24 protein-coding genes and 3 pseudogenes are annotated in these 25,957 nt (G+C 60.1%); 8 read left to right on the top strand and 19 right to left on the bottom strand.

Annotated features, from left to right (window positions below):
- Window positions 1-4: 4 nt before the first annotated feature.
- From F8237_RS35315 to F8237_RS35280, 8 genes and pseudogenes are all read right to left on the bottom strand, one after another.
- Window positions 5-1,210: a vWA domain-containing protein gene (locus F8237_RS35315; RefSeq protein ID WP_019200214.1), complete on the bottom strand. Its 1,206-nt coding sequence runs from the start codon at window positions 1,208-1,210 to the stop codon at window positions 5-7.
- A gap of 1 nt (window position 1,211) precedes the next feature.
- On the bottom strand, window positions 1,212-2,099 hold the full coding sequence (locus tag F8237_RS35310) for an AAA family ATPase (RefSeq protein WP_019200215.1): 888 nt from the start codon (window positions 2,097-2,099) through the stop codon (window positions 1,212-1,214).
- 151 nt (window positions 2,100-2,250) lie between these two features.
- Window positions 2,251-4,680: an aerobic carbon-monoxide dehydrogenase large subunit gene (locus F8237_RS35305; RefSeq protein ID WP_024585215.1), complete on the bottom strand. Its 2,430-nt coding sequence runs from the start codon at window positions 4,678-4,680 to the stop codon at window positions 2,251-2,253.
- A complete protein-coding gene (locus F8237_RS35300) occupies window positions 4,677-5,177 on the bottom strand; it encodes a (2Fe-2S)-binding protein (RefSeq protein WP_019200217.1) in 501 nt (166 codons plus the stop codon). The genes F8237_RS35305 and F8237_RS35300 overlap by 4 nt, the downstream gene beginning before the upstream one ends.
- A gap of 21 nt (window positions 5,178-5,198) precedes the next feature.
- Window positions 5,199-6,065, bottom strand: a complete 867-nt coding sequence (locus F8237_RS35295) for an FAD binding domain-containing protein (protein ID WP_019200218.1) — start codon at window positions 6,063-6,065, stop codon at window positions 5,199-5,201.
- A 170-nt stretch (window positions 6,066-6,235) separates the two neighbouring features.
- Entirely contained in the window at window positions 6,236-7,444 is a 1,209-nt protein-coding gene (locus tag F8237_RS35290) for an MHYT domain-containing protein (RefSeq protein ID WP_019200219.1), read from the bottom strand.
- A gap of 123 nt (window positions 7,445-7,567) precedes the next feature.
- On the bottom strand, window positions 7,568-8,149 hold the full coding sequence (locus F8237_RS37520; protein ID WP_080890817.1) for a ParA family protein: 582 nt from the start codon (window positions 8,147-8,149) through the stop codon (window positions 7,568-7,570).
- 245 nt (window positions 8,150-8,394) lie between these two features.
- Window positions 8,395-8,589 (bottom strand): annotated as a pseudogene (locus tag F8237_RS35280) (IS256 family transposase); the annotation flags it as partial.
- A 264-nt stretch (window positions 8,590-8,853) separates the two neighbouring features.
- Here F8237_RS35280 and F8237_RS35275 point away from each other — a divergent pair.
- Complete coding sequence (locus tag F8237_RS35275) at window positions 8,854-10,071, top strand: IS110 family RNA-guided transposase (protein ID WP_371682890.1); 1,218 nt, start codon at window positions 8,854-8,856, stop codon at window positions 10,069-10,071.
- Between the two features lie 130 nt (window positions 10,072-10,201).
- Here F8237_RS35275 and F8237_RS35270 read toward each other — a convergent pair.
- The 7 genes and pseudogenes from F8237_RS35270 to F8237_RS35240 all read right to left on the bottom strand — a co-directional run.
- Window positions 10,202-11,260 (bottom strand): annotated as a pseudogene (locus F8237_RS35270) (IS256 family transposase); the annotation flags it as partial.
- Between the two features lie 4 nt (window positions 11,261-11,264).
- Window positions 11,265-12,392: a site-specific integrase gene (locus F8237_RS35265; RefSeq protein ID WP_151650824.1), complete on the bottom strand. Its 1,128-nt coding sequence runs from the start codon at window positions 12,390-12,392 to the stop codon at window positions 11,265-11,267.
- Window positions 12,344-12,874 carry a hypothetical protein gene (locus tag F8237_RS35260; RefSeq protein ID WP_145987137.1) on the bottom strand — a complete coding sequence of 177 codons (531 nt, stop codon included), beginning with the start codon at window positions 12,872-12,874 and terminating at the stop codon, window positions 12,344-12,346. Before F8237_RS35260 ends, F8237_RS35265 begins: the two co-directional genes overlap by 49 nt.
- Before the next feature lie 106 nt (window positions 12,875-12,980).
- Window positions 12,981-13,253, bottom strand: a complete 273-nt coding sequence (locus F8237_RS35255) for a hypothetical protein (protein WP_024585213.1) — start codon at window positions 13,251-13,253, stop codon at window positions 12,981-12,983.
- Between the two features lie 140 nt (window positions 13,254-13,393).
- Window positions 13,394-14,239 (bottom strand): TonB-dependent receptor plug domain-containing protein, encoded by an 846-nt coding sequence (locus F8237_RS35250; protein ID WP_244626193.1) that lies wholly within the window; start codon window positions 14,237-14,239, stop codon window positions 13,394-13,396.
- A gap of 411 nt (window positions 14,240-14,650) precedes the next feature.
- Window positions 14,651-15,721, bottom strand: coding sequence for a maleylacetate reductase (locus F8237_RS35245; RefSeq protein WP_024585211.1), 1,071 nt, complete (start codon window positions 15,719-15,721; stop codon window positions 14,651-14,653).
- A gap of 13 nt (window positions 15,722-15,734) precedes the next feature.
- Window positions 15,735-16,313, bottom strand: coding sequence for a MarR family winged helix-turn-helix transcriptional regulator (locus F8237_RS35240; protein WP_024585210.1), 579 nt, complete (start codon window positions 16,311-16,313; stop codon window positions 15,735-15,737).
- 135 nt (window positions 16,314-16,448) lie between these two features.
- Between F8237_RS35240 and F8237_RS35235 the strand changes: the two genes are divergently transcribed.
- From F8237_RS35235 to F8237_RS35205, 7 genes are all read left to right on the top strand, one after another.
- Complete coding sequence (locus tag F8237_RS35235) at window positions 16,449-17,294, top strand: amidohydrolase family protein (RefSeq protein WP_157817367.1); 846 nt, start codon at window positions 16,449-16,451, stop codon at window positions 17,292-17,294.
- Window positions 17,295-17,313: 19 nt separating this feature from the next.
- Window positions 17,314-17,865 carry a TRAP transporter small permease gene (locus F8237_RS35230; RefSeq protein ID WP_024585208.1) on the top strand — a complete coding sequence of 184 codons (552 nt, stop codon included), beginning with the start codon at window positions 17,314-17,316 and terminating at the stop codon, window positions 17,863-17,865.
- Window positions 17,862-19,190, top strand: a complete 1,329-nt coding sequence (locus F8237_RS35225) for a TRAP transporter large permease (protein WP_024585207.1) — start codon at window positions 17,862-17,864, stop codon at window positions 19,188-19,190. Before F8237_RS35230 ends, F8237_RS35225 begins: the two co-directional genes overlap by 4 nt.
- A 40-nt stretch (window positions 19,191-19,230) precedes the next feature.
- Entirely contained in the window at window positions 19,231-20,271 is a 1,041-nt protein-coding gene (locus F8237_RS35220) for a TRAP transporter substrate-binding protein (RefSeq protein WP_029880289.1), read from the top strand.
- Window positions 20,272-20,321: 50 nt separating this feature from the next.
- Window positions 20,322-21,050 carry a protocatechuate 3,4-dioxygenase subunit beta gene (gene pcaH, locus F8237_RS35215; protein ID WP_024585205.1) on the top strand — a complete coding sequence of 243 codons (729 nt, stop codon included), beginning with the start codon at window positions 20,322-20,324 and terminating at the stop codon, window positions 21,048-21,050.
- Complete coding sequence (gene pcaG, locus F8237_RS35210) at window positions 21,047-21,673, top strand: protocatechuate 3,4-dioxygenase subunit alpha (protein WP_024585204.1); 627 nt, start codon at window positions 21,047-21,049, stop codon at window positions 21,671-21,673. The genes pcaH and pcaG overlap by 4 nt, the downstream gene beginning before the upstream one ends.
- A gap of 73 nt (window positions 21,674-21,746) precedes the next feature.
- Window positions 21,747-22,937, top strand: a complete 1,191-nt coding sequence (locus F8237_RS35205) for a 4-hydroxybenzoate 3-monooxygenase (RefSeq protein WP_244626177.1) — start codon at window positions 21,747-21,749, stop codon at window positions 22,935-22,937.
- Window positions 22,938-23,023: 86 nt separating this feature from the next.
- On the opposite strand, the gene F8237_RS35200 is transcribed toward F8237_RS35205, so the two are convergent.
- The 4 genes and pseudogenes from F8237_RS35200 to F8237_RS35185 all read right to left on the bottom strand — a co-directional run bounded on the left by F8237_RS35200 (window position 23,024) and on the right by F8237_RS35185 (window position 25,828).
- Window positions 23,024-24,136, bottom strand: a complete 1,113-nt coding sequence (locus tag F8237_RS35200) for a 3-carboxy-cis,cis-muconate cycloisomerase (protein WP_024585202.1) — start codon at window positions 24,134-24,136, stop codon at window positions 23,024-23,026.
- Between the two features lie 80 nt (window positions 24,137-24,216).
- Complete coding sequence (locus tag F8237_RS35195; protein ID WP_051404400.1) at window positions 24,217-24,456, bottom strand: IS5 family transposase; 240 nt, start codon at window positions 24,454-24,456, stop codon at window positions 24,217-24,219.
- Window positions 24,457-24,670: 214 nt separating this feature from the next.
- Window positions 24,671-24,916: pseudogene (locus F8237_RS35190) on the bottom strand (ATP-binding protein); the annotation flags it as partial.
- A 288-nt stretch (window positions 24,917-25,204) separates the two neighbouring features.
- Entirely contained in the window at window positions 25,205-25,828 is a 624-nt protein-coding gene (locus tag F8237_RS35185) for an IS110 family RNA-guided transposase (protein ID WP_100957197.1), read from the bottom strand.
- Between the last annotated feature and the right edge of the window lie 129 nt (window positions 25,829-25,957).

The raw sequence follows: 25,957 nt of genomic DNA, 5'->3' as shown, positions 1-25,957 counted from the left end.
GATCTCATATCCTTGCCAGATAAGGTTCGAGCGCCTGCAGACTTTCGAGATTGTGCGCCGGAGCGAACAGATCGACATGGGGCAGCGCCGCCTTCATGCCGGCCGCCTCCGGCGCATAATCGCGCCAGCCGATCATCGGATTGAGCCAGGCGATGCGGCGGCAGCGTCGGCGCAGCGCCGCCATCTCACGGCCCAGTTGCTCGGCCGGTCCGGTGTCATAACCGTCGGACACGATCATGACGCAGGTGCGCGCATGAATCGCACGCTTCGCGTGCCAGCGGTTGAATGTGCCAAGCGACTCGCCGATCCGTGTCCCGCCGCCGACGCCCTGGGCCAGGATCGACATGCGCTCCACCGCCCGCGTCGCATCGCGCTCGCGCAGCGCCGGTGAGATGTGAATCAGCCGCGTATGAAATACGAAGGCTTCCGCTTCGCGGAACGTGTCAAGAATGCCGTGCATGAAGCGCAGGAACACCGCCGAATACATGCTCATGGAACCCGAGGCGTCGAGGAGCACGACGAGGCGCAGCGGCTTGTTCTTGCGCTGGCGCCAGACCAGTTCCATCGGCGTGCCGCCATGCGCGATGCTCTTGTGGATCGTGCGCCGCAGGTCGATGCGCCGGCCCGCGCGGCGTGCCTGCTCGCGCCGGGTCAGCCGCACGCGCATCGCCTTTGCCAACCTGGCCGCAACGGCATGAGCCTCCGCAAGATCGGATGGATTGGCGAGATGACGGAAATCGGCTTTGGCAAGCGAATCAGACCGCGAGGCTCCTTCGCGTAGACCGGGGCTGTTCTCGTTGGTCTCGTCATCACCACCGGGACGCCTTTGCACGCTATCCGGTGCGCCGTCCGGATTGCCCGGCCGATCGCCGCTCTTCGTGCTGTCGAAACCCGGCGGGGTCTTCTGCAGCACGCCGGACATGCGCGTGGCGGATTTCATGCCGCGCCCCAGCCAGAACGCATCAAATATCTCGTCGAATTTCTCCCAGTCCGCCTTGTTGCTGCACAACAGCGCGCGCAGCGCTGGACGCAACCGCGATGGCGATGACGAATCCGGACCGGCAAGCACCGTGAGCGCGTCACTTGTCTCGGCGAGCCCGACAATAAAAGCGTTGTCGCGCAGCACGCGGACGAAATCGCCGAGCTTGCGGCGCGCGCCTGCGCCCGCCGGAGCAGCAATCGTCTCGCGAATGGCCGCACTTCCTGCCATATCAGGCCACCTTGCCCAGCAGCCGGTCGGACACCTCACGCGTCATGCGCGACTTGTCCTCTGCCGTCTTGATCAGGCACATCATGGTTTCGAACACGACTTCCGGTTCCGCGCGCAGATCGTCGATGCCAAGCCCGGCCAGAGCGGCTGCCCAGTCGAGTGTTTCGGCAACGCCGGGGCTCTTTCGCAAATCCTCCTTGCGGATGGCCTCGACCATGCGCGCGATCTGCAACGCCAGATCCACGTCGATGTCGGGCATGCGCGCGGTGATGATACGCGCCTCGCGTTCGACGTCGGGAAAATCGACGTAATGATAGAGACAGCGGCGGCGCAGCGCGTCGGAGAGTTCGCGCGTTCCGTTGGACGTCAGCACGACATGCGGGATCGTGGTGGCGCGGATGGTTCCAAGCTCGGGGATGGACACCTGGAAATCCGACAGCAATTCCAGCAGGAACGCCTCGAATTCCTCGTCAGCGCGATCGACCTCATCGATCAGCAGCACAGGCGATTTCGGCTGACGGATGGACGACAGCAGCGGACGTTCAAGCAGGAATTTTTCCGAGAAGATATGATCTTCGACGACATCGGCAGCGTCAGCATGGGTTTCGCGCGCCTTGATCGCCAGCAACTGGCGCTGATAGTTCCACTCGTAGAGCGCCGCGTTCTGATCAAGTCCTTCATAGCATTGCAGGCGAATGAGGCGCGCGTCATTCGCCCGAGCCAAAGCCAGCGCAACCTCGGTCTTCCCGACGCCCGCCTCGCCTTCCAGCAATAGCGGGCGCGACAGGTGCTCCATCAGCCAGACGGCCGTCGCAAGATCACGATCCGGAATATAGCCTGCGGCGGCCAGCCGATCTGCGATTCGATCGCGTGGAATATGATGACGCATAAGCATTTCCAACTCGCCCGGCCCATTGCCGGTGCAGTCCCTGCTTCAAGTCCGGTGCGATCAGAGAGCCGACGAGCAGCCGGCACCCGAAATCTCACCACACGTTCCGGACATGCCGGGCGGAGCAGAGTTTGCTTCGCCCGGACCTGTCTTAAACATGCAGGCCCAGTCTTTCGCCGACCTTCCAGAGCCGCCAGGCATCGTGCGGCATCTGGATGTGGCCTGCATTCAGAAACGCAAAGGCATCGTTCACTGCGTTAGAGAAACATGGCACGCCGCCGACATGGGGGCTTTCGCCCACGCCCTTGGCGCCGATCGGGTGATGCGGCGACGGCGTGACGGTGTAGTCCGTTTCCCACTTCGGCGTCTCCACCGCAGTCGGCAGGAAGAAATCCATGAATGACGCGCCCATCACGTTGCCCTGTTCGTCGTAACGGATCTCCTGACCCATCGCGACGGCGAAGGCCTCAGTGAGACCACCGTGGACCTGTCCTTCGATAATCATGGGATTGATGCGCGTGCCGCAATCGTCGAGTGCATAGAAGCGCCGGGTCTTGGCGACGCCGGTATCGACATCGATGTCCATGACGCAGAAATACGCGCCGAACGGATAGGTCATGTTCGGCGGATCGTAATAATTCACCGCCTCAAGACCCGGTTCCAGATTGGGCGGCGGACTGTTGTACGACGCCCAGGCGATTTCCTTCATGGTCTTGAATTTTTCAGGCAGACCCTTCACCCGGAAGCGATCAACGTCCCATTCAAGATCGCCTTCATGCACTTCGAGAAGGTGAGCCGCGATCATCTGCGCCTTGGCCTTGATCTTGCGCGCGGCCACGGCCGTGGCCGCGCCGGCGGTCGGCGTTGAACGCGAGCCATATGTACCAAGACCGTAAGGCGCAGTGTCAGTGTTGCCTTCCTCGATCATGATATCGTCGGCGGGAATGCCGAGTTCGGTGGCAATGATCTGGGCGTAGGTCGTCTCGTGGCCCTGCCCCTGGCTCTTGGTGCCCATGCGGGCGATGATCGAGCCGGTCGGATGGATGCGGATTTCGGCGGAGTCGAACATGGCGACGCCGAGAATGTCGCAATTCTTGGATGGACCGGCGCCGACGATCTCAGTGAAGAAGGAGATGCCGATGCCCATCAACTCGCGGGTTTCGCCACGCTTGAAGGCTTCCTGCTTTTGCTTCTGCTCGGCGCGCAGCGCACGATAGCCGACAGCATCCATCGCCTTTTTCATGGCGAGCGGATAGTTGCCGCTGTCGTATTCCCATCCGAGCGGAGCATGATACGGAAACTGCTCCGGCTGGATGAAGTTCTTGATGCGCAGGTCCGCCGAATCCATGCCGAGCCGCTGCGCCAGCGTCTCGATGGCGCGTTCGATGGCATAGACCGCTTCCGTCACCCGGAATGAGCAACGATAGGCGACGCCACCCGATGCCTTGTTGGTGTAAACGCCGTCTACCGAGAGATACGCCACCGGCATGTCATAGGAGCCGGTGCAGATGTTCATGAAACCTGCCGGCCATTTCGACGGATCGGCGCAAGCGTCGAATGCGCCGTGATCGGCGAGCACATGGCAGCGCATGGCGAGGATCTTGCCGTCCTTGGTGGCGGCGAGTTCAGTCGTCATGTGGTAATCACGCGCAAACGAGGTGGTGGAGAGATTCTCCATCCGGTCCTCGACCCACTTCACCGGCACGCCCAGCACGATGGACGCGACCACCGCGCAGACATAGCCGGAATAGGCGCCAACCTTGTTGCCGAAACCGCCGCCGATATCCGGCGCGATCACGTGGATCTTGTGCTCGGGCAACCCCGAGATCAGCGACACCACTGTGCGAATCACGTGCGGCGCCTGGAAGGTGCCCCACAGCGTCAATTCGCCCTTGATCTTGTCCATCGAGGCGACGCACTGGCAGGTCTCCAGCGGCGACGGATGGACCCGGTGATAGGTAAACATATCCTTGGAGACGACGTCGGCCTTGGCAAAGGCTTCGTCGGTACCGTCCTTGTCGCCGATATCCCAGAAGAAGATGTGGTTGTGATGCTTGCGCGGTCCATGCGCGCCGGTCATCTTGTCCTTGATATCCTCGCGCAGCAGCGGCGCATCAGGCTCTAGTGCCTTAAACGGATCGACCAGAACCGGCAGCGGCTCGTATTCGACCTCGACGAGTTCGATCGCGTCGGCGGCGATGTAACGGTCCTTCGCCACCACGAACGCGACTTCCTGATTCTGGAACAGCACCTTCTCGTCGGCGAGCACGGCTTGCACATCGCCGGCCAGCGTCGGCATGTAGTGAAGATTGAGCGGCTTGAGGTCGGCGGCGGTCAGGACCGCAAGCACGCCCGGCAGCGCCTTGGCTTTCGAGGTGTCGATGCTCTTGATGCGGGCATGGGCGTGGGACGAGCGCACGAAATCCCCGAACAGCATGCCCGGCAGTTTCACGTCGTCGACATAGTTGCCCTTGCCTTGCGTGAAGCGGATGTCTTCGACGCGCTTGCGCTTGCACCCCATGCCCTGGAGTTTTTCGGCGCGCTCGGCGCTGGTGAGTTCGATTGGAGCCTGGACGTTCATTCTGCGGCCTCCTGGAAAGGCACGCCATTGATCTTGGCTGCCGCGTATTGAATTGCCTTCACGATGTTCTGGTAGCCGGTGCAGCGGCAGAGATTCCCTGCGATACCAAACCGGATTTCCTCTTCAGTCGGATTGGGATTTTCCTGCAGCAAGCGATGCGAGCGCATGATCATGCCCGGCGTGCAGTAACCGCACTGCAGGCCGTGCATCATGCGGAAGCCTTCCTGCAACGCGCTCAGCGTGCCGTCTGCGGCCGCCATGCCCTCGACGGTCGTAATCGACGAACCATTGGCCTGAATGGCGAATGTCGTGCAGCTTTTTACCGACATGCCGTCGAGATCGACGGTGCAAGCACCACAATGGCTGGTGTCGCAGCCGATGTGCGCACCAGTGAGATTTTGTTGTTCGCGGATGAAATGGATCAGCAGGGTGCGCGGCTCGACCAGCGCCTCCACCGGCTGCCCGTTGATCGTCAGCTCGATATGGGCTTTCGCCATGTTGGGTCTCTCCCTGAATTTCTAGTTTTTCGCGCGGGACTTCGCCCGCTCGGCGGCGCGGCGCAGCATCACGCCAGCCATCTTGGTGCGGTATTCGGCAGGACCGCGGCCATCCGCCGCCGGACTGGTGATCGCCTCGGCCAACGCGACGGCCTTGTCGAGCGCCGCCTTGTCGAGCGCGGTGCCGACCAGTGCGTTGGCGGCTTCTTCAGCCCACAGCGGCGTATCGGCCACGTTGGTCAGCCCGATCGAAGCCGAGGTGCACTTGCCGCCACTCATGGTGAGAACGACCGCGGCCGCGGCGGTGGCATAGTCGCCGATTTTCCGTTTCAGTTTCTCGTAGGCATAGCCATGTCCAACCGGCGGCACCGGAATGCGAATCGCGGTCAGGATTTCGCCGGTCTCAAGGGCGGTGAAATACGCCGCCTGATAAAACTCACGCGCTGCAACCCGGCGCACGCCATTCGGGCCGGTGAGTTCGTAGCTTGCGCCCAGACACTGCATCAGCGCGGGCATGTCGTTGCCCGGATCGCCGTTGGCGGCGTTGCCGCCGATGGTGCCCATGTAGCGGATTTGAGGATCGGCGATCAGCAGCGACGTCTCGCGAATGATCGGCAATTTCGCCGCCAGCAGATCGGAACCGATCAGCGTGTGCTGGGTGGTCATCGCTCCGATAACGATGTCGCCGCCCTCTTCCCGGATCCCCTTGAGGTCTCCGATGGCGCGCAAATCGACCAGATGCTCTGGCGTGGCCAGCCGGGTTTTCATCATCGGGATCAGGCTGTGGCCGCCGGCCAGGGGCCGGGCGTCTTCGCCGAGCTTCACCAGAAGCGCGACGGCATCGGCGACGGATTTCGGACGATGGTAGTCAAATGAACCAGGAATCACGGTTACCTCCCCAGGTTACCCACGCCCCAGACCTCTGTTGGGTCCGGTTTACATCAGCGCGTTGCCTAGGAGGCCAAGCCGTTTAGAAACATTCAAGAACAGGAGCACCAGAGATCGGTTTTCGGCACCAAAAGCGGCAGCTGCGCACGAACTGCGTCAGCAACGCTGTCTTAATTGTCCCTGGTTCGCAGATATTCGGTGAGCTGCTCGCGCAATTGCGGCAACCGGCTGCGGCTCACCGGCACCGAGCGGCGCACCGGCGAATCGAGATCGGCAATTCCGTTGTCGCCCGCGCGCTTCAGACGCGCGACGCGCTGAATATTGACGATGTAGCTGCGGTGGACGCGAAAGAAAATATCGGGCGGCAGCCGCGCGATGATCTCGCCGATCGAGAGCGGACAGAAGATGTCCTCCCGGCCGTTGAACACATAAGTATAATGTGCGTTGGCGTGGACCGAGAAAATGTCGGCGGTGTTGATGGTCTGGCTGCCGCGATACTTCTCCACCGGCAGGGTGGCCTCGTAGATGGGAGCATCCGATGTCGCCTGCGTGGGCGCATCGGCGACCGTGAGTTCCGCGACCGAACCAGAGACAGGCGTCACGCTGTCCGCCGTAATCGGGGCCGGAATGGGATCCGGCTCGTTCGCCTCGGGCACGATCACCGGGTCCGCCGCGGATTCGCGCTGATCCGGAACCAGCGCCAGCATGAAAACACCGGACACCAGAAACGCGACGACACTGACGATCACCGCCAGCAGATCGCCGGATATGGCCGGCGTGCCCGGCGGCAATGCGCCGACAATCGGATGCAGCGTCAGCCCGGCCATCGCGGTGTAGTGCATTCCCGAAATCGCGCAGCCCAGAACCGCCGCGCAAACCAGCAAGGGCGGCCTCGTCTCGGACGCGAATGCCAGCCACAGCGCGAGGCCCGACGCCAGAACGGCGATCAGCACGCTCGCCAGCACATAAACGGGATTGTGCATCATGTGGGCGCTGGCATGGAGCGCCAGCATCCCGATGTAATGCATCGAGGCGATCCCGACGCCCATCACCGTGGCCGCGATGAACAGCAGCCGCTGCGAGCGCAATGTCGCGAGGTAAACCGCGATTCCGACCACCAGCACGCAAACGAGGAACGACAGCAGCGTCGGAAGCACCACGTAGTCGACGGTGACGGGCAGCCGCGCCGCCAGCATGCCGACGAAATGCATCGCCCAGATGCCGATCGCAAAGGACAGCGCAGCACCGGCGATCAGCAGGCGGCGATTCAGCGCGAACGCCTGCGAAACGCGAAGCGCCAGATTCAAACCGACGTAGCTTGCCTGTATTGCCACGAGCAGTGACAGGGCAACCAGCGTCGGATCATGTTCGATGGGCATATCCCAGCAGTCCTTGTCCGAACAGCCGCGACCCTAAAACAAAAAACTCACAAAAATCAACTTGCCCAAGCCATTTGGCAATGTCGCCCAAGCATCATTAAACTGGACTCCAACTCTCCTAAATCAGCCTGCCATCTGTCTCAAATTACCTGACGACGGACAGACCACCGACAGTCTGTGCGTGATCTGCCGTGACCAGACACGCCTTGCTACTGGAGCTAGAACCTCGCGGGTTTCACGCACCGCTGGCGCATCTCCATCGCGCCGCCGAGGCGGTGCCGCATTGATGATGATCGCATAGGCCGCCTGCGTTGACTTCAGCAGTTGGACGATGCTTCGGGTGACACGCAGATCGAACAACGTCGGACGCGTCGGAACGATTACCAAGGCGGCGTAACGCGCCGCTACGAGAGCATGCCGTGCGCCGGGCGGCATATCGATGAGCAGGATTTCAATCCCGCAGCGCTGTGCCAGCGCGATACTCTGCTCGATCTCGTTCTCACTGCAGCGGCAAACTCGAATATCCGATTTGTTTCGGACGCGTCGCCATTCGAAGCTCGATAGCTGCGGATCGCAATCGATGACACCAACTTTATAGTTTTTCTGCGCGGCGACGACGGCAAGGTTTGTGAGCGTCGTGGATTTGCCAGCCCGCCCTTGCCAACAAAAGCAATAACCGCTTGAAGCGGAGACCCGGCGATAGATGAGGAGCGTATCCGTGTCCCAGACGCAGAATGTCTCAACGACTCGGGTGAGGAGATCGTGCCCTCGTTTGAAGGAGGCACGACATAGCCAGCAGGGTGCTTGAGCTGACCTGCTACCATGTGATCAATCCTCCAGCTTCGGCCGACGGCCGCGGGCACGCGCGGCGAGCCGCCATCGCATCGGGTGCCGTCCGGAATGCGGTTGGAATTCAGTGGCGCGTTCTCCGGTAACATGAAGGTATCGTTTCAGGCGGCAAGGTCAATCGGCTGATCAATGGGTTTTGTGGAAAGCGTCTGCCACCCATCCACCTTGCGCATGTTGATCTGTCCTGAAGCGAGCAGCGCCCAGAACAACATCGCGGCGGTGTCGGCGGATGGCAGAACGGTTTGAGTCTTGATCCGTCGCTTGAATTCTTCGTGCAGACGCTCGATTGCATTCGTAACCGGTATGAGGATCCCGGTGCCCGCTCATCTGGCTTGGATCGCGTTGATCCTGGCGTATGGTGTGACCATCCGGGACGAGGGGCACCGGGAGCACGTCAGTGGGCAGGCCGATCTGTACGATGAGCCGTGAGCTCGTGTTAGTAGCTGGCCGCCCCTGCGACCCACCCGGTTGCGCTGTGAGCGCGGATCCGTAGTTGTCGTGTGGCCCACTGCTCCCGTCGAACCAAATGAGAGGAGCAGAAGATGCAACGTGTACTCGGCATGGACATCCACCGCACTTTTGCGGAGGTGGTGTTCTGGGAAGCAGGCCGGCTTCGTCCCGCCGGGCGGATCGATATGACCCGTTCGGGGCTTGAAGGGTTCGGCCGCAGTCTAAGCAAAGAAGACGAAGTCGTCATCGAGGCGACCGGCAATGCCATGGCGGTGGTGCGGGTGCTCGGTCCGTATGTCGCGCGCGTGATCATCGCCAACCCGCTGCAAGTGAAGGCGATCGCGCATGCTCACGTCAAGACAGACAAGATTGACGCGGGCGTTCTGGCGTCGCTGCGGGCAGCGGGGTTCCTGCCTGAGGTCTGGATACCCGATGCGGATACCGAACGTCTGCGTCGCCTGGTGGCACGTCGCAATCAGATCGTTCGGCATCGAACCCGAATCAAGAACGAGATACATGCCATCCTGCAGGCGCACCTTATCCCGCCGTGCCCTCATGCCGATTTGTTTGGTCGGTTGGGTCGGAGCTGGCTCGGACGCCAAGCACTGCCGGACGATGAGAAGGCCGCCATCGATCGGCATCTGCGTGAGCTTGACCGGCTCGCCGAAGACCTCGAGCTTCTCGACCGCGAAATCGCCGAGAAAGTGATCGAAGATCCGGCCGTCAAACGCCTCCTGACCATTACTGGCGTCAACATCATCGTAGCCGCAGGTCTCGTCGCGGCGATCGGCGACATCGGCCGCTTTTGCTCGCCGCAGAAGCTTGTCAGCTATGTCGGGCTCAATCCGCGGGTGCGCCAATCGGGCCTTGGGCTGGCGCAGCATGGCCGCATCAGCAAGCGCGGCCGCAGTCACGCGCGCGCCATGCTGGTGGAGGCAGCCTGGGCCGCCTCCAAGGCACCAGGCCCGCTGCGGTCATTCTTCCTCCGGATCCGAGCCCGGCGTGGTCATCAGGTCGCAGCAGTCGCCGTCGCACGCAAGCTCGCGGTGCTCTGCTGGCATCTGCTGACCAGGGATGCAGATTACCAATGGGCGCGTCCAGCGCTGGTTGCCAACAAACTCCGCGCGATGGAGCTGCAGGCCGGCCAACCGGCAAGAAAGGGAAACAAGCGTGGCGCAGCCTACGCTTATAACATCAAGGAGTTGCGGGATCGGGAGATCGATGTCGCGCGCCATGCTGAACAGGTCTACGAACAGTTCGTCAGCCGATGGCAGCGGCGTGGTCCTGGAAAGCGGCGCACGGGCGCCGCCAGAGATGAGCGCCAATGAGGAGAGCTGCGCAGCCGGGCTGACATTCTCGAGCCAGGCTCTTGCCAAGCGTCACACGTGTCATTCCAGCTTAACAGATCGCGCAGAAAAGACTTGTCGATCTCATCCGTAACAGATCGCGCAGAAAAGACTTGTCGATCTCATCCGTGGTGCGTACACTGCGCCATTGGCTCGGCGGCAAGCGAGTGAAGGTGAACAAGCGTTCCCCTGCCTCTTCCAGGCTGTCGGCGACAGCGCGGTGCTTGAGCCTCCATTTGCGAATGAAGGCCTTGCGGCGGACCTCTATCTCCTCAGGTGTCGTCGCGTAGATCATGTCGTTGTAATCCGCGGTGATCTCGTCATGCAGGCGCTCGGGTGCATGCGCGAAAAGGTTCCTGTGCTTGTGGACCGTGCAGCGCTGGACCGGCACTCCGTCCCAGACCGAGGCAATGGCCTTGTCGAGCCCCGGCGCGCCATCGACGATGAGGAACTCGGGCCGCCGTAGCCCGCGCCTAATTAGATCGTCGAGGACAGTGCGCCACGCCTCGGCGCTCTCTCCGCCCATGCTCTTGATCGCGAGCAGCACCTTCTGGCCGTCGGCGCGCACGCCCAGGACAACGAGGAGCGAGATCGAGGTCGCCTTGCGGTCGAGCCGCACGCGAACGACGGTGCCGTCGAGGATCAGGCGCACGATCGGATCCTCGGCCAGTGAGCGGGTGTTCCAGGCATCCCAGTCGCTCTTCACCTTGCGCCACGTCCGGCTCACCGTGTCCTTGCCGACTGTCCCGCCGAACAACGCCGCCAGCGCGCGACGCACCCGCCGGGTATTGGTGCCGGCGAGATAGGTGCTCGCGATCAGCGCATCGGCGGCAAGCGTGCGCCGCTGATAGGCCCGCAGCGCCTGGCTCTTCCATTCCGTCGTCTTGCCTTCCGAAGTGGTCAGCCGGGCCCGCGGCACCGCGATCTCGATCGGCCCGAACGTGCCCGTCAGCGAGCGCGTCCGGCTGCCATGACGGTGGCCCGTGACGCAGGCTCCTGCTTCGTTGCCGGCCATCTTGCTTCGTTCGTAACGCGGCCGGGCCAGCGCGGTATCGAGCTCGCCGCGGATCAGCTCTTCGATGAATTGACGCGCCCGAGCCCGTACCTCGGTCTCGATCGGGTCGAACCAGTTATCGAAAGGATCAACAGCCATCTCAGTCGCAGGCTGCATGGAATCAGGCTTCGTGGTAAGCTTGGTCATGGCGTAGTCTCCAGTCCGACGCTTCAACGCCGGATGATTCGAGGTTGATCACCCCGGAGACTACGCCACCCTCAATTCCTACCAACTCCGCGACGGCACCTCGCATCGAAATCAAGCCCCCTGAATACAGACCAGTCGATTCCCTCCTGAAGCGGCCTACTGGCGAGGTACTGGCATTGTTTGGCCGTGAGCGCGCGGAAACCGTAGTTGTCGTGCACTGTTCATGTCCTGACTGCAGCCGGCGCGCACGACCCTCGATGTCCGCCCCCCGCATCTCGTCGATCGCGTCACCACGCAGCGAATGGAAAACCTCACCTCCCTTGGCACCGCAGCGTTTCATATGATTCTGCATCGTTTTCGACATGTATTTCGAGGGGTCGGGGTGTTCGCGCGCCGCCTCAAAGATGAAGCCCTTGCGCGAGCGCATCCATGCAACGAAACCGATCTCATCGAGGTAGTTGTGCAGGACGTAGAATGTCATCGATTCCGAGGTCTTGATCGGAACGCGCCGCCACGACTTCTTGCCCGTTTTCTCGTCCTTGACCTCCACGATGCCGTCGGTTTGCGCGATCCAGACATCGTCTTTCTGGCGGATGTCGTCAGCGCGTAGGAACGTGAGAAGTCCAAGACGACGCGACGTGAGCTTGGCGAGCAGCGGCAGCATGGCCTCGTCGAGAAAGCCGGACGCGACACCGTTGCGGAAAACCCGATTGGTAACATCCATGGCCACCCCTTCGCGTGGCTTGGATGGTATCAGTGTCTGCGGATACGCTATCTTCACTCCGGCGAATGGATCGCGATAGTGATTATCCTGCATGCTATACCGCATCATCGTGCGCACATTGGCGACGTAGCTATCTTTCATGGTCTTCAACGCGAAGGTCTTGTTTTCCTCCAAGACATCGCGAGTTGACTTGCCTTCCATATCCGCACGTTTGGTGACGTTCGCCGGCCAGTACTGCATCCTGCTGACGAAGGCCTGAAGATGGGACGGGAAGTATTTGTCGGGCGTGCGGTCACCAACCACATCCAGAAACGCTTGTCGGCGAAGCTTTAGGATGGAAATGTCCGCATGATTTTCACCGTCGCGCTCGATGCGCATGTCGATGTAGGCCTGCGAGATTTCACTGAAAAGCGGCAGCAATGAGTGGCTGGAGCGGGTCTGCCCCGCGGCCGACTTGTCGGATCGAAAGCCGGGGACGGCGCAGGCGGTGCCACGTCGCTCACTGCCGCCAGCGCAGCCAGTGCGTCATCTGGCTGCGACGCAATACGCAGAACATCGCTAAGGGCGTTACGAGTCAGCGCATCGGCGTTGTCGATGATGACCGAAGCGCCGGCGCTGCCCTTGGCAACCTCGCTTTGGATAAGTTGCAGCGACCTCAGCGCCGCACCAAGCCCATTGGCGAGACCGTTGACGCGCGACGGCTGGGTCACCGCCTGCTTGATGGCATTTTGACAGGCATCGATGACGTGCCGGACGAGAGCGGTTTCACTGGGCGGCGGCGAGCTCATGGGCATTGCGTTCCTGATATCGGCAGCTGCGGCACAGATCGTTTGGCACAGCGTGGCGAGTTGCTGCGCCAACGCCTTGGCCTCGACGCGGCTGCGCGGACCTATCTGGACGCGGAGAATAGCCGCCGCGCAGACTCTGCTGCAGCGTGTTCGCGGGCCATCATGTCAAGAATTTTGGTCATTTCTCGCCATCCAGATCTGCCAGCATCGCGCCGGCGATTTCACCGACGCGGTTGGTCGCCTTATTCATGCGCTCGATCTCCCCGAGCAGGGCCTGCGCAACCTTGCTGTAGACGTCATCCGTCACCTCGCGGGTGCCGTCGGCGATCTTTTGCATCAGCGCCGGCGACAAGCCGGAAAGACGCGCCAGCGGGCTTTGCCAACGCGTCTCGCCGAACAACAACTGACCGGCGGCGACAACGCGATCGCGGCGTGTGGTTTTCTTGGCCATCACGCATTCTCGCCAACGAGGAGCGCGATCTCAGATTTGAGCGCTGCGTCATACTTATGGCTAATGAAACTGCGGGCGACACGCGAATCTTTGAAATTATCGATCCAGATCCAGCTTCTATCCTCTTCTACTAGCTTCCCTTAAGCAAAGGTCTGCGCGATATCGCCCCTCGCGTTGATAAGAGAGCTAATCGAGTCGAGCGTTTCGCTCTGGGAGGTTCTTCGCCCAATGGCAGCGAAAACTGTCCAGCTTGGCGCAAGGCCGTATTCGGCTCGGACGATGCCATAGCGGTCCGTAATTCCCATGTATCCCCAAGGCTGCTGGAAATTGGACCCCGGAGCGGGTGGCGCAGGGATGGAGAATCCGGGCCGTACGCTCATCTTGTTTAGAGGCTGATCTCGCGTTTGATCATGATAGCCGAGGTCCACTGACATTCGGAATCGCTCGCCGCAATAGTCCAGAGCGAGAGCGCACTGTCTGTCGAGCGGAGTGCCTCCGTTTCGATAGACGCCGTTGAACCGCATGCCGAACTCTTTCGCGTCACCAAACCGCCGTCCGAAATCGATATGGGTGCCGAGCTGGCTTCTCGAGTCGTATGTCGCCGTCAGTTGTGTCACCGGCGTGTCGAGCGCGCGCTTGGGCACGGCGTTGATCGCCCCTCCCAGGCTTCCATGAAGGCTGGCGCCATTAAGCATGGCGCTTGGACCTTTGAGGGCTTCGATTCGTTCGAGGCTTTCAGGGGGAAAACCGGCGATCGGCGTCACACCCGCAAGTCCATTGAAAGTCAAATCCGAACTATTCACGAGAAATCTGCGCATCGAAAATTCGAGATAGCCGGATCCCGCAGCCAGCGACCATCCAACGCGCGCGGATGCGTCGTTATTCAACACATCGGCGATGGTACGGGCCTGCTGGTCTGCGATGAGCTTGCTTGTGTATCGATTGCGGTCAGCACCGGGTCGAGCGCCTGATGCGCTTGCAATCACATTCAACGATCTCAGATCATAACCAGACAATCCTTACCGGCGCGAGATTTCTAACCCATACAAATCCTATACTTCTGATTCAACGAATCGCGCAACTGCGGCGGCGAGGCAGGCGGCTTCGCGGTAGCGGCTGGGTCCTATATTCGCCCTGCCTGATATTTGGACGAGCTTGGCGATACAGCTCGACGACGCAACCATCCAGTCAGCGATTGCCATTACAGGCGTTGCGAGGTGCAACTCGTTGCCATGATTGCGGCTTTTGCGGTTAAATCGCATTTCGGACGATAGCGATTGTAGGGTATCGCGCGACGAGCCGGATGATTGCGCCTTTCGGCTTGATCGCCGAGGTTGGATCGATATCGCCGCATGGCGCCACTGGCGGCGATGCTTCTTGCAAAAGTTCGGTTGTCTCTACATTGGCGAGTCGGGAACCGCGCCATTCCAGGCGCGTTCGATAAGGTCGCGGAGAGGAGCTGCCTCCAGCGGACGCGGATTCCAATATGGATTCGATAATACCCGTGCGACTGTCGAATCGATGCCCTCTCGCGGCATTTTGAGGGTGGCCAGGGAGCGGGGAATTCCGTCCACTCTAGCAAATTCGAACAAGCGGTGCTGCGGCGAGGGATCACCGAGCGCGGCTTGAAGGCGCCCGTACGCTTCTGCCATTGCGATCTGGTTGTACGCAAGCGTGTGAGGAAGAAGAATCGCGTGAAGTTCGGCATGAGGTAAATCGAAGGCGCCGCCCAATTCGTGACAAAGCTTGTGGTGAAGCCCCATTCCTGCCGCATTGAGGCATATGCCGGCGAGCCAGGCTCCATAGAGCGCGTCCTGGCGGGCAACGAGATCGGACGGTGTTTCAACGATGTTCGGGATGGCTCTCGCCATTGCACTGATCGCGCGTTCGGCGATGTCGGAAATCAGCGGGCTTCCATTCTGGGCATACATCGCCTCGACTGCATGGGCGATCGCGTTCAAGCCCGACATTACCGAGACTGGAGTGGGCAAATCTCGGGTATTCGATACATCATACAGGACGGTCGCTGGTAGAATGGCCCGGTTGCGGTGCGTCTGTTTCTTGCCCTGGCTGGTTTCGCCGAGGATGGAGGTCATCTCCGAGCCCGAATAGGTGGTGGGGATCGCAAGATGTGGCAGGCCCGTGCGTAGGCTCAATGCCTTGCCGAGACCGATCGATGAGCCGCCTCCGAATGAGACGAAACCATCCGCTCTAACGGATCGTGCATAACGAAGTGCATCTTCAGTCACATTGACAGGAGTGTGGACCTCCGCCCCATCGTACAGGCCGGCGATGGCGAAGGGCGAAGAATCCGGAAACGAGGTCCATTTCGCGGCACCTCGGCGTGTCGTCACCAGAAGTGGGGCGCACACGCCGAGCGAAGCAGTCTCGGCCGCCAGCACGTCGAGGCCGACGACGCCAAAAACCACCCGTGGGATGGCGCTATCGAATGTAAATGACTGGAGCATTTGGATATCCGTTTCAGTCTCGGGTTAAACCCGCAAATTTTCGCGGCCTCCGCGCCCTTAGCGCGCCGGTCGATGCGCGCGTACCAGTCCCAGTCCGAGAGGTGGCCGCCACGGGCTCGGCGATCGTCGGAGCTTCATCGGCCAACGCCGTCACGAGTTTGGTGAGAAGCCGTACAATCTCTTTTCGCTCCCTCTGGTCGAGAGCGGCAAGAAGGCGCTCGGAGACGTTGAGAGCCGCCGCGTTTGCAGGCTTGAGCAAATCCCGGCCGCGCGAGGTTAGCGCGACGATTCGTCGCCGGCCGTCTTTCGGGTCGAGCTTTCTCTGCAGTAAGCCGCGCGCTTCGAGACGGCCGACGACTTGCCCGACAGTCGCACGGTCGATGCCGAGCGCTTTGCCGAGGGTGATCTGATCGAGTGCGCCCCATCGTCCGAGCGCCAGCAGGTGGACATGCTGAGGCGGCGTGAGGCCAATCTTCGCGGTTTCTTGCTCGGCGAGACTCATCAGGATCTGGTTCGCGCGTCGTACCAGAAAGCCCGGTCGTTCATGAAGATCGGGCGGAGAGTGGCGGAGTTTGACAGGGGCTTTGCTCATGGCTTGCCATCTTATATCATAGTATGCATACTTACAAACAACGCTTGGGAGAGAGATGCTGATCTGATGGACACCGAAGTTGTAATAAGGGACTGTCTCGGACCTCCGGCGAGGGTATCTCGCCCGACGTGGTCGTTGCCCGCAGGCAGCTGGGATACTCATTTCCACGTTCTCGGGCCGCAGAATAGGTTTCCCTTTGCCGCGAACCGTAAATACACCCCACCTGACGCCTCGTTCGAGGCCTGCCGCAGTTTTCATCAGGCCTTGGGCATCGAGCGTGGCTTCGTCGTGCACGCCAATACGCACGGGTTCGACAACACCGTCGATCTCGACGCGACCGCGCGTTCGGAGGGCCAATATCTCGCCGTGGTCCGGCTTGACGGTACGGCGACCCCGGAAAGCTGTCGCGCTCTGCATCGCGCAGGAGCGCGTGGGGTGCGCTTTGCCTTCAATCCTCAACATGGAGGGACGCTAGACCGCGCAGTGTTCGATCATGTTCTTCATTGCATTGGCGATCTAGGATGGTTCGTTGAACTGCATTTCGCCGGATCCGCGTTGCCTGAACTGGAATCATGGATTGCGTCGATCCCCATTCCCGTTGTCATCGATCATTTCGGCCGCATCGACCCGCGGCATGGACTCTATGATCCTTCCTTTGAAGTGTTGGTTTCGCTCGCCGGGCGTGACAACATCTGGGTCAAGATCAGCGGCGCGGACCGAATTTCCCATCAAGGCCAGCCCTATACCGATGTCGTGCCGTTCGCGCACCGGCTCGTGGCGGTGGCGCCGGAGCGCCTTCTTTGGGGAAGCGATTGGCCCCACACGGGGTACTTCGACGCCGGCCGGTTCCCCGACGCGGGAAAGCTTCTCGACGCGTTCGCGGCTTTCGTCCCGGAAGAGCGGGTAAGGACGGCGATCCTCGTTGACAACCCTCTGAGACTGCTCGGAGAGGCTACGATCCCGCCTCTCTGCCTCGACTAGTTGCATTATGGAGGGCGCCATGCACGACCCCGGCATCGATATCGGGACCTGCCCGAGTGAAGAGTTCGGACCTATCGGCAAGATGTTAATGGTTGCCAGCAAATGGCTCGCGATCGCGGGCGGGATCGTACTCGTCGCGCTTGTCGTGATGTCGGTGGTCTCGATCGTTGGTCGCAAGCTCTGGTCAGCTCCGGTGCCCGGCGACGTCGAAGTTTTGCAGCTCAGTGCGGCCTCCTCTGTGTCGACCTTTTTTGCTTGGTGCCATCTTACTCGCGGCGACGTCAAGGTCGACTTCTTTACCAATTCGCTGCCTCGCTGGGCCATTGATATGCTTGACGGCGTCGGATCGTTATTGCTGGCGGGAATGGCGCTGTTACTTGGATGGCGCGCCACTGTCGGGGCTTTGTCGGTGCGGCTCTATGGCGAGACTTCGACCATTCTTGCCTGGCCGGTCTGGATTCCCCAGATCCTGATGGTACCGGGCTTCGTTTTGCTCGCCGCCTCCGGATTTTATATGGCCGCATTATCACTCCGCAACGCGTACGGCTCTTTGGACAGGAGCGTACGATGAGCGGGACGCAAACCGCCTTTCTCGTTTTCGGCGGATTGATGCTTCTCCTCGCGCTCCGCGTGCCGATCGGAGTAGCAATGTTCGTCGCCGGTGCGGCGGGATATCTTCTGCTCACCGACGGCAGCATCGCAACCTTCCTCGTCAATCTGAACTACCTGCCGTTCGCACGGCTCTCGAACTATGACCTTGCGGTTATCCCGTTGTTTCTTCTCATGGGGCAATTCGCGACTCATGGCGGACTGAGCCGGCTTTTATTCGGATTCGTCAGGGCATTTCTCGGCCACCGGCGCGGCGGCATGGCGATGGCGGCCGTGGGCGCCTGTGCGGGCTTCGGTGCGATCTGCGGTTCTTCGCTCGCCACGGCGGCAACGATGGGGCAAGTGGCTCTACCCGAACTGCGCCGATACGGCTATTCGGGAAGCTTGGCGACCGGAGCGCTGGCGGCCGGAGGCACGCTCGGCATCATGATCCCGCCCTCCGTTCCGTTGATCATCTACGCGGTCTTGACGCAGGAATCGATCGGCAAGCTCTTCATGGCGGCGGCCGTCCCAGGATTGCTTGCGATGTTCGGCTACATGCTGGTCATCCGCATCATCGTAGCTTTCGATCCTGCCGCGGGGCCTGCGGGCCCACGTGCCTCCAATTCCGAGCGCATTCAAGCCCTTCTGCAAGTCTCTCCCGTTCTTTTTGTCTTCCTGGTGGTGGTTGTGGGCATCTATGGCGGCTGGGCGACGCCAACGGAAGCGGCCGCGCTGGGCGCGGCGGCATGCGGCTTCTTGGCGGTCACGACGGGCGGAATGCGACTACCGGGCCTGAAGGCAAGCGTACTCGGCACTGCGCAAACCACCGCGATGATCTATCTGGTGCTGCTCGGCGCCGACATGATGAACCATACTCTCGCTCTTTCCCAATTGCCGGTTACGCTGGCGGAATGGGCGAAAGGCAGCGGCATGCCGCCACTCACTATCATGCTCATAATTCTGTTGATCTATATCTTTCTTGGATCGGTGATGGACTCGCTCGCGATGATCCTGCTGACCATTCCGATCTTTTATCCGATGGTTATGGGTCTCGACTTCTTTAGCCTGTCGCCCGACGAGAAGTCGATCTGGTTCGGCATCCTGGCCCTTATGGTGGTCGAGATCGGTCTGGTTCATCCGCCTATCGGCATGAACGTCTACATCATCAACCGTCTCGCCAAGGACGTTCCCCTCACCCAGACCTTCAAGGGCGTAATGCCTTTCCTGCTGTCGGACGCCATACGCCTCATCCTGCTGGTATTTATACCGGGCATATCGTTGTTTCTGGTGCGTGCATTTCATTAGTGATCTCTACTGAACAAGTCACCGAGGAGGAGAAGCGATCATGATCAAGACAAGACTACGAGCTCTCGGATTTGCAAGCATCTTTGCTGTCGTTGCCGTTCAGTCCGCGAGCGCCCAGACGACGACGCTCAAGGTTCATCATTTCCTGCCGGCAACCTCGAACGCCCATACGAACTTGATCAAGCCATGGTGCGATAAGATCAACAAGGACTCGAACGGGCGGTTGCAGTGCCAGATCTATCCAGCCATGCAACTTGGCGGGACGCCTGCCCAGTTGTTTGATCAGGCGCGCGATGGCGCCGTCGACATCGTGTGGACCGTCCTCAGCTATCAGGCGGGACGTTTCACGAAGTCGGAGGTATTTGAACTTCCGTTCCTCATCCGCTCCGCCGAGGAAGGCAGCCGCGCTTTGTGGGCCTACATGGAGAAGAATTCGAAGGATGAATTGAGAGGCGTTCACCCGATCTTCATGCATGTACACGATGGCGCGGTGCTCCACTCCACTTCCAAGTCGGTAGCGACGCTGGAGGATCTTAAGGGACTCAAGATCCGTGCCGCCAATCGCGTCAATGCGGTGATGTTGACAGCGCTTGGCGCAACTCCCGTGCAGATGCCGCTGCCGCAGGTACCTGAATCGATGACCAAGGGCGTCGTCGATGGCGCTATGGTGCCTTGGGAGGGCGTGCCGGCGGTGAAATTTCAGGAAATTGCCAAATTCTCTTTGGAGACGCCGGCGGACGCGGGAAAGTTCTCGAACTCCATTTTTGCCTTCGTCATGAACGAGAACAAATACAAGTCCCTCCCAGCCGACCTGCAGAAGGTCATCGATGAAAATGGAGGGATCGAGATGTCCGGGCAGGCCGGGCGGCGAGCCTTCGACGACGTCGTCGAGCCTTTCAGAAAGCAGGCCATCGAGAACGGCGATAAGGTGACCTCCCTGTCGCAGGATGAATTAAAGCGCTGGCAGGCGGCAAGCGAGAAGGTTTACGACGCTTGGTTCGCCGAGATTGCAAAAAAGGGTGGCGACGGAAAACGCCTGCTTCAAGATGCCCGTGAATTGCTTGAGAAGAACCGGCGGTAGCGCTCGGCATTAATTGACGGCGGGCGCGCCGCCTGCGAGGAGACGATAGAATGAAAAAACACGATAGCTTCGGCGAGTTTATTCCGCGCGATCTCAATGTTCATCCTGCAACCTACACGCCGAAGTATCGTTTCTCTGAGTTGCGCTCACCCCGGAGATCTCTGATTCCCCTGGCGAGCACCCTTTCGGAAATAACGGGTCCAACCTTCGACCAGGTCGCTTTCGAGCGCGCCGACAATGATCTGATCCTCAATGGAGCCCAGGACGGGCTTCCGCTTGGGGAGCGGATAATCATTCATGGTTATGTGCTGGATCAATGGGGGCGAGCCGTGCCGGGCGCCCTTATTGAGATTTGGCAGGCCAATGCGAGCGGTCGCTACCGGCACAAAAAGGATCAGTATCTCGCGCCGCTCGATCCCAACTTCGGGGGTAACGGTCGCACCCTTACCGATGCCGAAGGTCACTATCGCTTCCGCACGATCCGTCCGGGAGCCTATCCGGTCGGCCTGGACTGGCGTCCCGCACATATCCACTTCTCGATCTCCGGATCGGGATGGGCCCAACGTCTGATCACTCAAATGTATTTCGAGGGCGACCCTCTGATCCGATCGTGTCCCATCGTGGGAACGATTCCGACCTCGGCGCAGATCGACCGTCTCATCGCCGTACAGGACGAGGCGCGATTTGTGACGATGGATAGCCGTGCCTATCGATTCGATATCGTGCTCAGAGGGCGACGGGCGACCTGGTTCGAAAATGCACGAGGAGATGACACGTGATCGACCCAGTCAAGCTTCTGACCGAAACCGCCTCGCAAACGGCCGGACCTTATCTACATATCGGTCTCGCCCCGCAGTATGCCGGTATCACCACATTCAAGACGCTGTTCGGTTCGGTCCTTACGGACGCCAATACCCGCGGCGAGCGCATTCGCATCGAGGCGCGGATATTCGATGGTTTGAACACCCCAGTGCTGGATGGGTTGATCGAACTCTGGCAGGCGAATGCCGGCGGACGCTATCGACATCCGGGCGATTGTCAGGACAAGGCGCTCGATGAAGGCTTTGTTGGATATGGTCGGGCCTGTTTCGATGCCGAGGCAGGTATCTATGCCTTCGATACCATCAAACCGGGGGCCGTGCGCGGGCGACTTGGAGATCATATGGCTCCCCACGTCAATCTCTGGATCGTGGCGCGCGGCATCAATATTGGTCTGCACACCCGCATGTATTTCGCGGATGAAGCGCCGGCCAACGCTGCCGATCCCGTGCTTCAAAGCATCGAATGGGAGGTCCGCCGGCAGACGCTCATCGCGCCGCGTCAGGCGCGAGACGACAAGGTAATCTACCCCTTCGACATCCATCTGCAGGGAGTAGCAGAAACCGTGTTTTTTGATCTGTGACCGGTTTCAAAATCCCCACCCCACTTATCGCCTTCGCAATGATGGCTCGACTCCAAGACCTGAGGAACGGCTCATGCCCGTGAAAATACGAACACAAGTTGGAATAATTGGCGCGGGGCCTGCCGGGCTCTTGCTGGCATATATGTTGAGAAGGGCGGGGATCGATTCGGTCATTCTCGAAAAGCGGAGCCGTTCCTACATTCTGGGTCGCGTTCGCGCCGGCGTTATGGAGCAGGCGACGCGCGATCTTCTGATCGAGCTGGGACTTGGTGATCGGCTTTGTCGCGACGGTCTGCTGCACAAGGGATTCGAGATTCGCTTCGCCAACGAACGGCGACGCATCGACCTTTCAGAACTGACGGGCGGAAAGGTTATTACGGTCTACGGACAGCAGGAAGTCGTCAAGGATCTTCTTGCCGCGCTCGAACAGGAGAACTATCCGCTGCACTTCGAGATCGACGATGTTCACCTTGAAGGCATAGACGAGGGAGCGCCATGCATACGCGGCCGCGGCGCCGAAGGACCGATCGAGATTAGTTGCGATTTTATTGCCGGCTGCGATGGCTTCTACGGAGTGTCGAGGCCCTCCATTCCCGACGGCGTCCTGTCGGTGCTATCTCGTGAATATCCCTTTGCCTGGCTGAGCATACTGGCCGAGGCGCCATCGGCATCGCACGAATTGATCTATGCGCATCACCAGCGCGGTGGCGCTATCTACTCGATGCGAAACAAGCGACTGAGTCGGCACAATCTTCAGTGTGATCCGGACGGAGCGGCGAAAAGCTGGCCCGCGGATAAGATATGGGACGAACTCGAAGTCCGGTTGAATGCCGATAACAGCGAGCGGCTTCCCCGCGGCCCGATCCTCGATCGTGTGATCACGCGGATGCGCAGCTTCGTTGTGGAGCCCATGCAGTACGGGTCATTGTTCCTCGCCGGAGATGCTGCCCATATTGTGCCCCCGACTGGAGCAAAGGGTATGAATCTGGCCGTCGCCGATATCAAATGCCTGGCAGCCGGTTTCATCGAGCACTATCGTGCCGGCCGGCGAGACAAACTGAACGCATATTCCACAATTTGTCTTGCGCGCATCTGGCGGGTTCAGCGGTTTAGCTGGTGGATGACCTCTATGTTCCATCGCTTCCCGGATCAGGACACGTTCACAGCTCATATGCAGATCGCCGAACTTGATCACGCGACGGGCTCGCAAGCCGCCGCGGCTTCGCTGGCCGAGAATTATGTCGGTTTGCCCCACAGCTGTTGAGGGCCTGTCGCAGGCAGGCCTTTGTCCAGACCGGCATTTGAAGGTACATCAATTAGGCGCGGCAGCCTGTACATTCGAGTCGAGGTTCAGTCCTTCAGTCTTTGTTCCGACGGTCGTTGGAAGTCGGGTGAGGATGCGACGAAACGGACAGACCCTCCCAGTAGAGCACAAGCCTTTCGCAGTGAGGCGGCGGTCGAGATTGCCATCTGAGGAAGAACAAGCCATTCAAGCGTCCATGCCGAGCCGGATCTCTCGTTCTCGTGCACGAGGGCTTGATGAAGAAGGCCGAGCAAGCCTGCATTGAAGCGCGCCAGTGTCACTAGCATCTCGGCCTGAACGGGGTTCGACTTATGCGGAATGGATGAAGAGCCGCCTCCCGATGAACCGAGACGAATTTCATCCACCTCGTTCTGCGTCATGAGAACAATGTCTTGACCGATCTTGCCTAGAGTTCCAGATACCAGCGATAGCCAGCTTGCGAATGTCCCGATACGATCACGCTGCGCGTGCCATGGTGGGGTGGAGCCTAGCATGAGCCGCGAGGCCATGGCGTCGGCGACGGCATCGCCTTGTCCCCGCAAGTCTTCGCGAGTCCCGATCGGCCCACCGAATTGAATAACGAGCAGCCGGGGCATGAGGTCGCGAAGAGCCGCATGGTAATGCTCGAGCGGAGCGATCCAGGTAGCAAGCTTAGCACCCGCAGTGAATGGTCGAGCCCGTTGCATTCGGGTTCTGGCGATCAGTGGAACAGCACCGTCGCGCCGCCTTAGCTCGGCAAGCGCACCGATTACCGCGTCGAGCCGGTCGAGCAGGAGTGCTGCGAGATCCTTTAGGCGCAATGCGAGGCCGGTGTCCACGATGTCCTGGCTGGTCGCGCCAAGATGGACCGCTTGTGCGTACCTCTCACCAACGGCAGCGCGCAACTGTCGTACGAGGTCCGGCACTACGACGCCATCCCGCGCGAGACCCGCTGCCAAGCTGTCCCAGTCGACGCTCAAATCCCGGCAAACGTCAGCAATCCGTTGTGCCGCTTCGTTCTCAATCAAGCCCAGGTCGGCCTCAGCCCCAGCGAGCGCCGCCTCGACCCGAAGCATCGCCTCTATTTCCGCAGCGTTGCAGAAAAGCCGGCCGGCTTCATCGTCGCCAACCAAGACGTTCAGCAACGGAAAAGAGGGAGGATGGTTGATCACGGGAGGCATCGTCAATCGGCGAGTAACAACGCTGGAGATACGTTGTTACATACTAGAATTCCTCACTTGGAGCGAGTACAATTTTAGGTCTAACGATACGCAGCAGCGCACCGTGTCGCGAAGCGGCGGAAGTGCTTGAGGTGGTTGAAGCAGCGCTCGATGCGGTTGCGATGCTTGTAAGCCGCGGCATCGTGCGGGATCAGGATCTTGCGGCTGCGGTTTGAGGGGATCACCGCCTCGGCATTCATGTCGGCGATGAGGGCACGAAAGGCATTGCTGTCATAGGCTTTGTCGGCGAGGAGAGCCTTGCCGGCCTGGCCTTCGAGCAATGCCTGCGCATTCCAGGGATGGTGATCAGGTGTTCCAGGTGATGGTGATCACGGATTCCAGTGATCGCGATCACGTCCGGAGACGAACACGACTGACGAGTGTATGTGTGCTGGAAATGGCCTCCTGGTCAAGGCTGGCGGGTTGGTTTGGAGATCGTCCCGGCGGTCCATGGGAGGGGCCTGTGGGCCGGCGGGGCGATCGGGCGTGAGGCGATCATGGTTTTTTCTTTTCGCCGGCCTGACGGCGCAGGCTGTCGCCTTTGAGCTCGATGCGGTGTGCATTGTGAATGATGCGATCCAATATCGCATCGCCGAGGGTGGGATCGGCAATGACGTCATGCCATTGCGGCACGGGGACCTGACTTGTGATCAACAAGGATCCCTTGTCGTAGCGATCATCGACGATCTCAAGCAGATCGCGGCGCTGGTCGGCGGTGAGCGGTTCGGGTCCCCAGTCGTCGTATGTGGACGGCCTCTGATGGCAAGCACTTTTTGACATTTTGAACGACTTGGTCGGCTTCGATCGTATGTCCGGCCTGTTAATGCAGAGATTATGCCTCCGCTGGCCCTGATGAAATCCGACGACCGGGAACCGCATCAAGGATGCGAGCTTTACGCTCAGACGACTGGTCGGGTTTTTCCTGGTCTTCGGTAATGACCGTGTCATTCATCATGTCTCGCCGTGCTCACCAAACTTGAGACTACAGATCTCCCTTTAGAATGCTCCATCCAGAGACGAGTGGATTGTTCATGCTTTCATGAACATCTCGGTGCGGAAGCTTTCGCCGGTCTTCATCATCGCCCAGATGATCCGAGCGAGCTTGTTCGCAATTGCGACCGTCACGAGGCGCGCGGGCTTTTTCGCCAACAGCCCGACGATCCAGTCCCGCAAGACGCCCTTACGTTTGCCCACGACATTTAGCAGCGACGTCCCCGCGAGCACGAGCAGTTTCCTTATGTATTGATTCCCCTGCTTGGTGATGGCCCCGAGCGATGGCTTGCCTCCGCTTGAGTTTTGCCTTGGCGTAAGGCCAAGCCAAGCGGCAAAATCGCGTCCCGATCTGAAGACATTCGGATCTGGCATGCTGGCGGAGATCACCGTAGCAGTGAGTTTGCCGACGCCAGGAATTTCAACGAGCAACTGGCTAATCTCGCTTCGTGAATGAGCGTTGGCGATCTCCTTCTCAAGATCGTCGAGCGATTGATCAATCGCGTCGATTTGATGCGCCAAGGCCTTCACCGCTGCATTGGCTACACTCGGAAGCCTCGCGTCCGTTTCAGCCAATTGGAGCAAATCGCTGACATGCCCGATGCCCTTGGCGACAATAATCCCGAACTCCGCCAGATGACTGCGCAAAGCATTGACTGTCATCGTCCGCTGCTTGACCAGAAGATCTCGCGTTTTGTGCAACGTCAGCGTCGCTTGATGCGTGTTTCAGAGGATCGTGAGCACGGATTTCAGACGATCGTGAGCAGGGATTTCGCGGGATCGTGAGCAACG

Source organism: Bradyrhizobium betae, from assembly GCF_008932115.1.
Taxonomy (GTDB): Bacteria; Pseudomonadota; Alphaproteobacteria; order Rhizobiales; family Xanthobacteraceae; genus Bradyrhizobium; species Bradyrhizobium betae.
The sequence above is the reverse complement of the archived record's forward strand: the minus strand, read 5'-3'. Positions and strand labels throughout refer to the sequence as shown.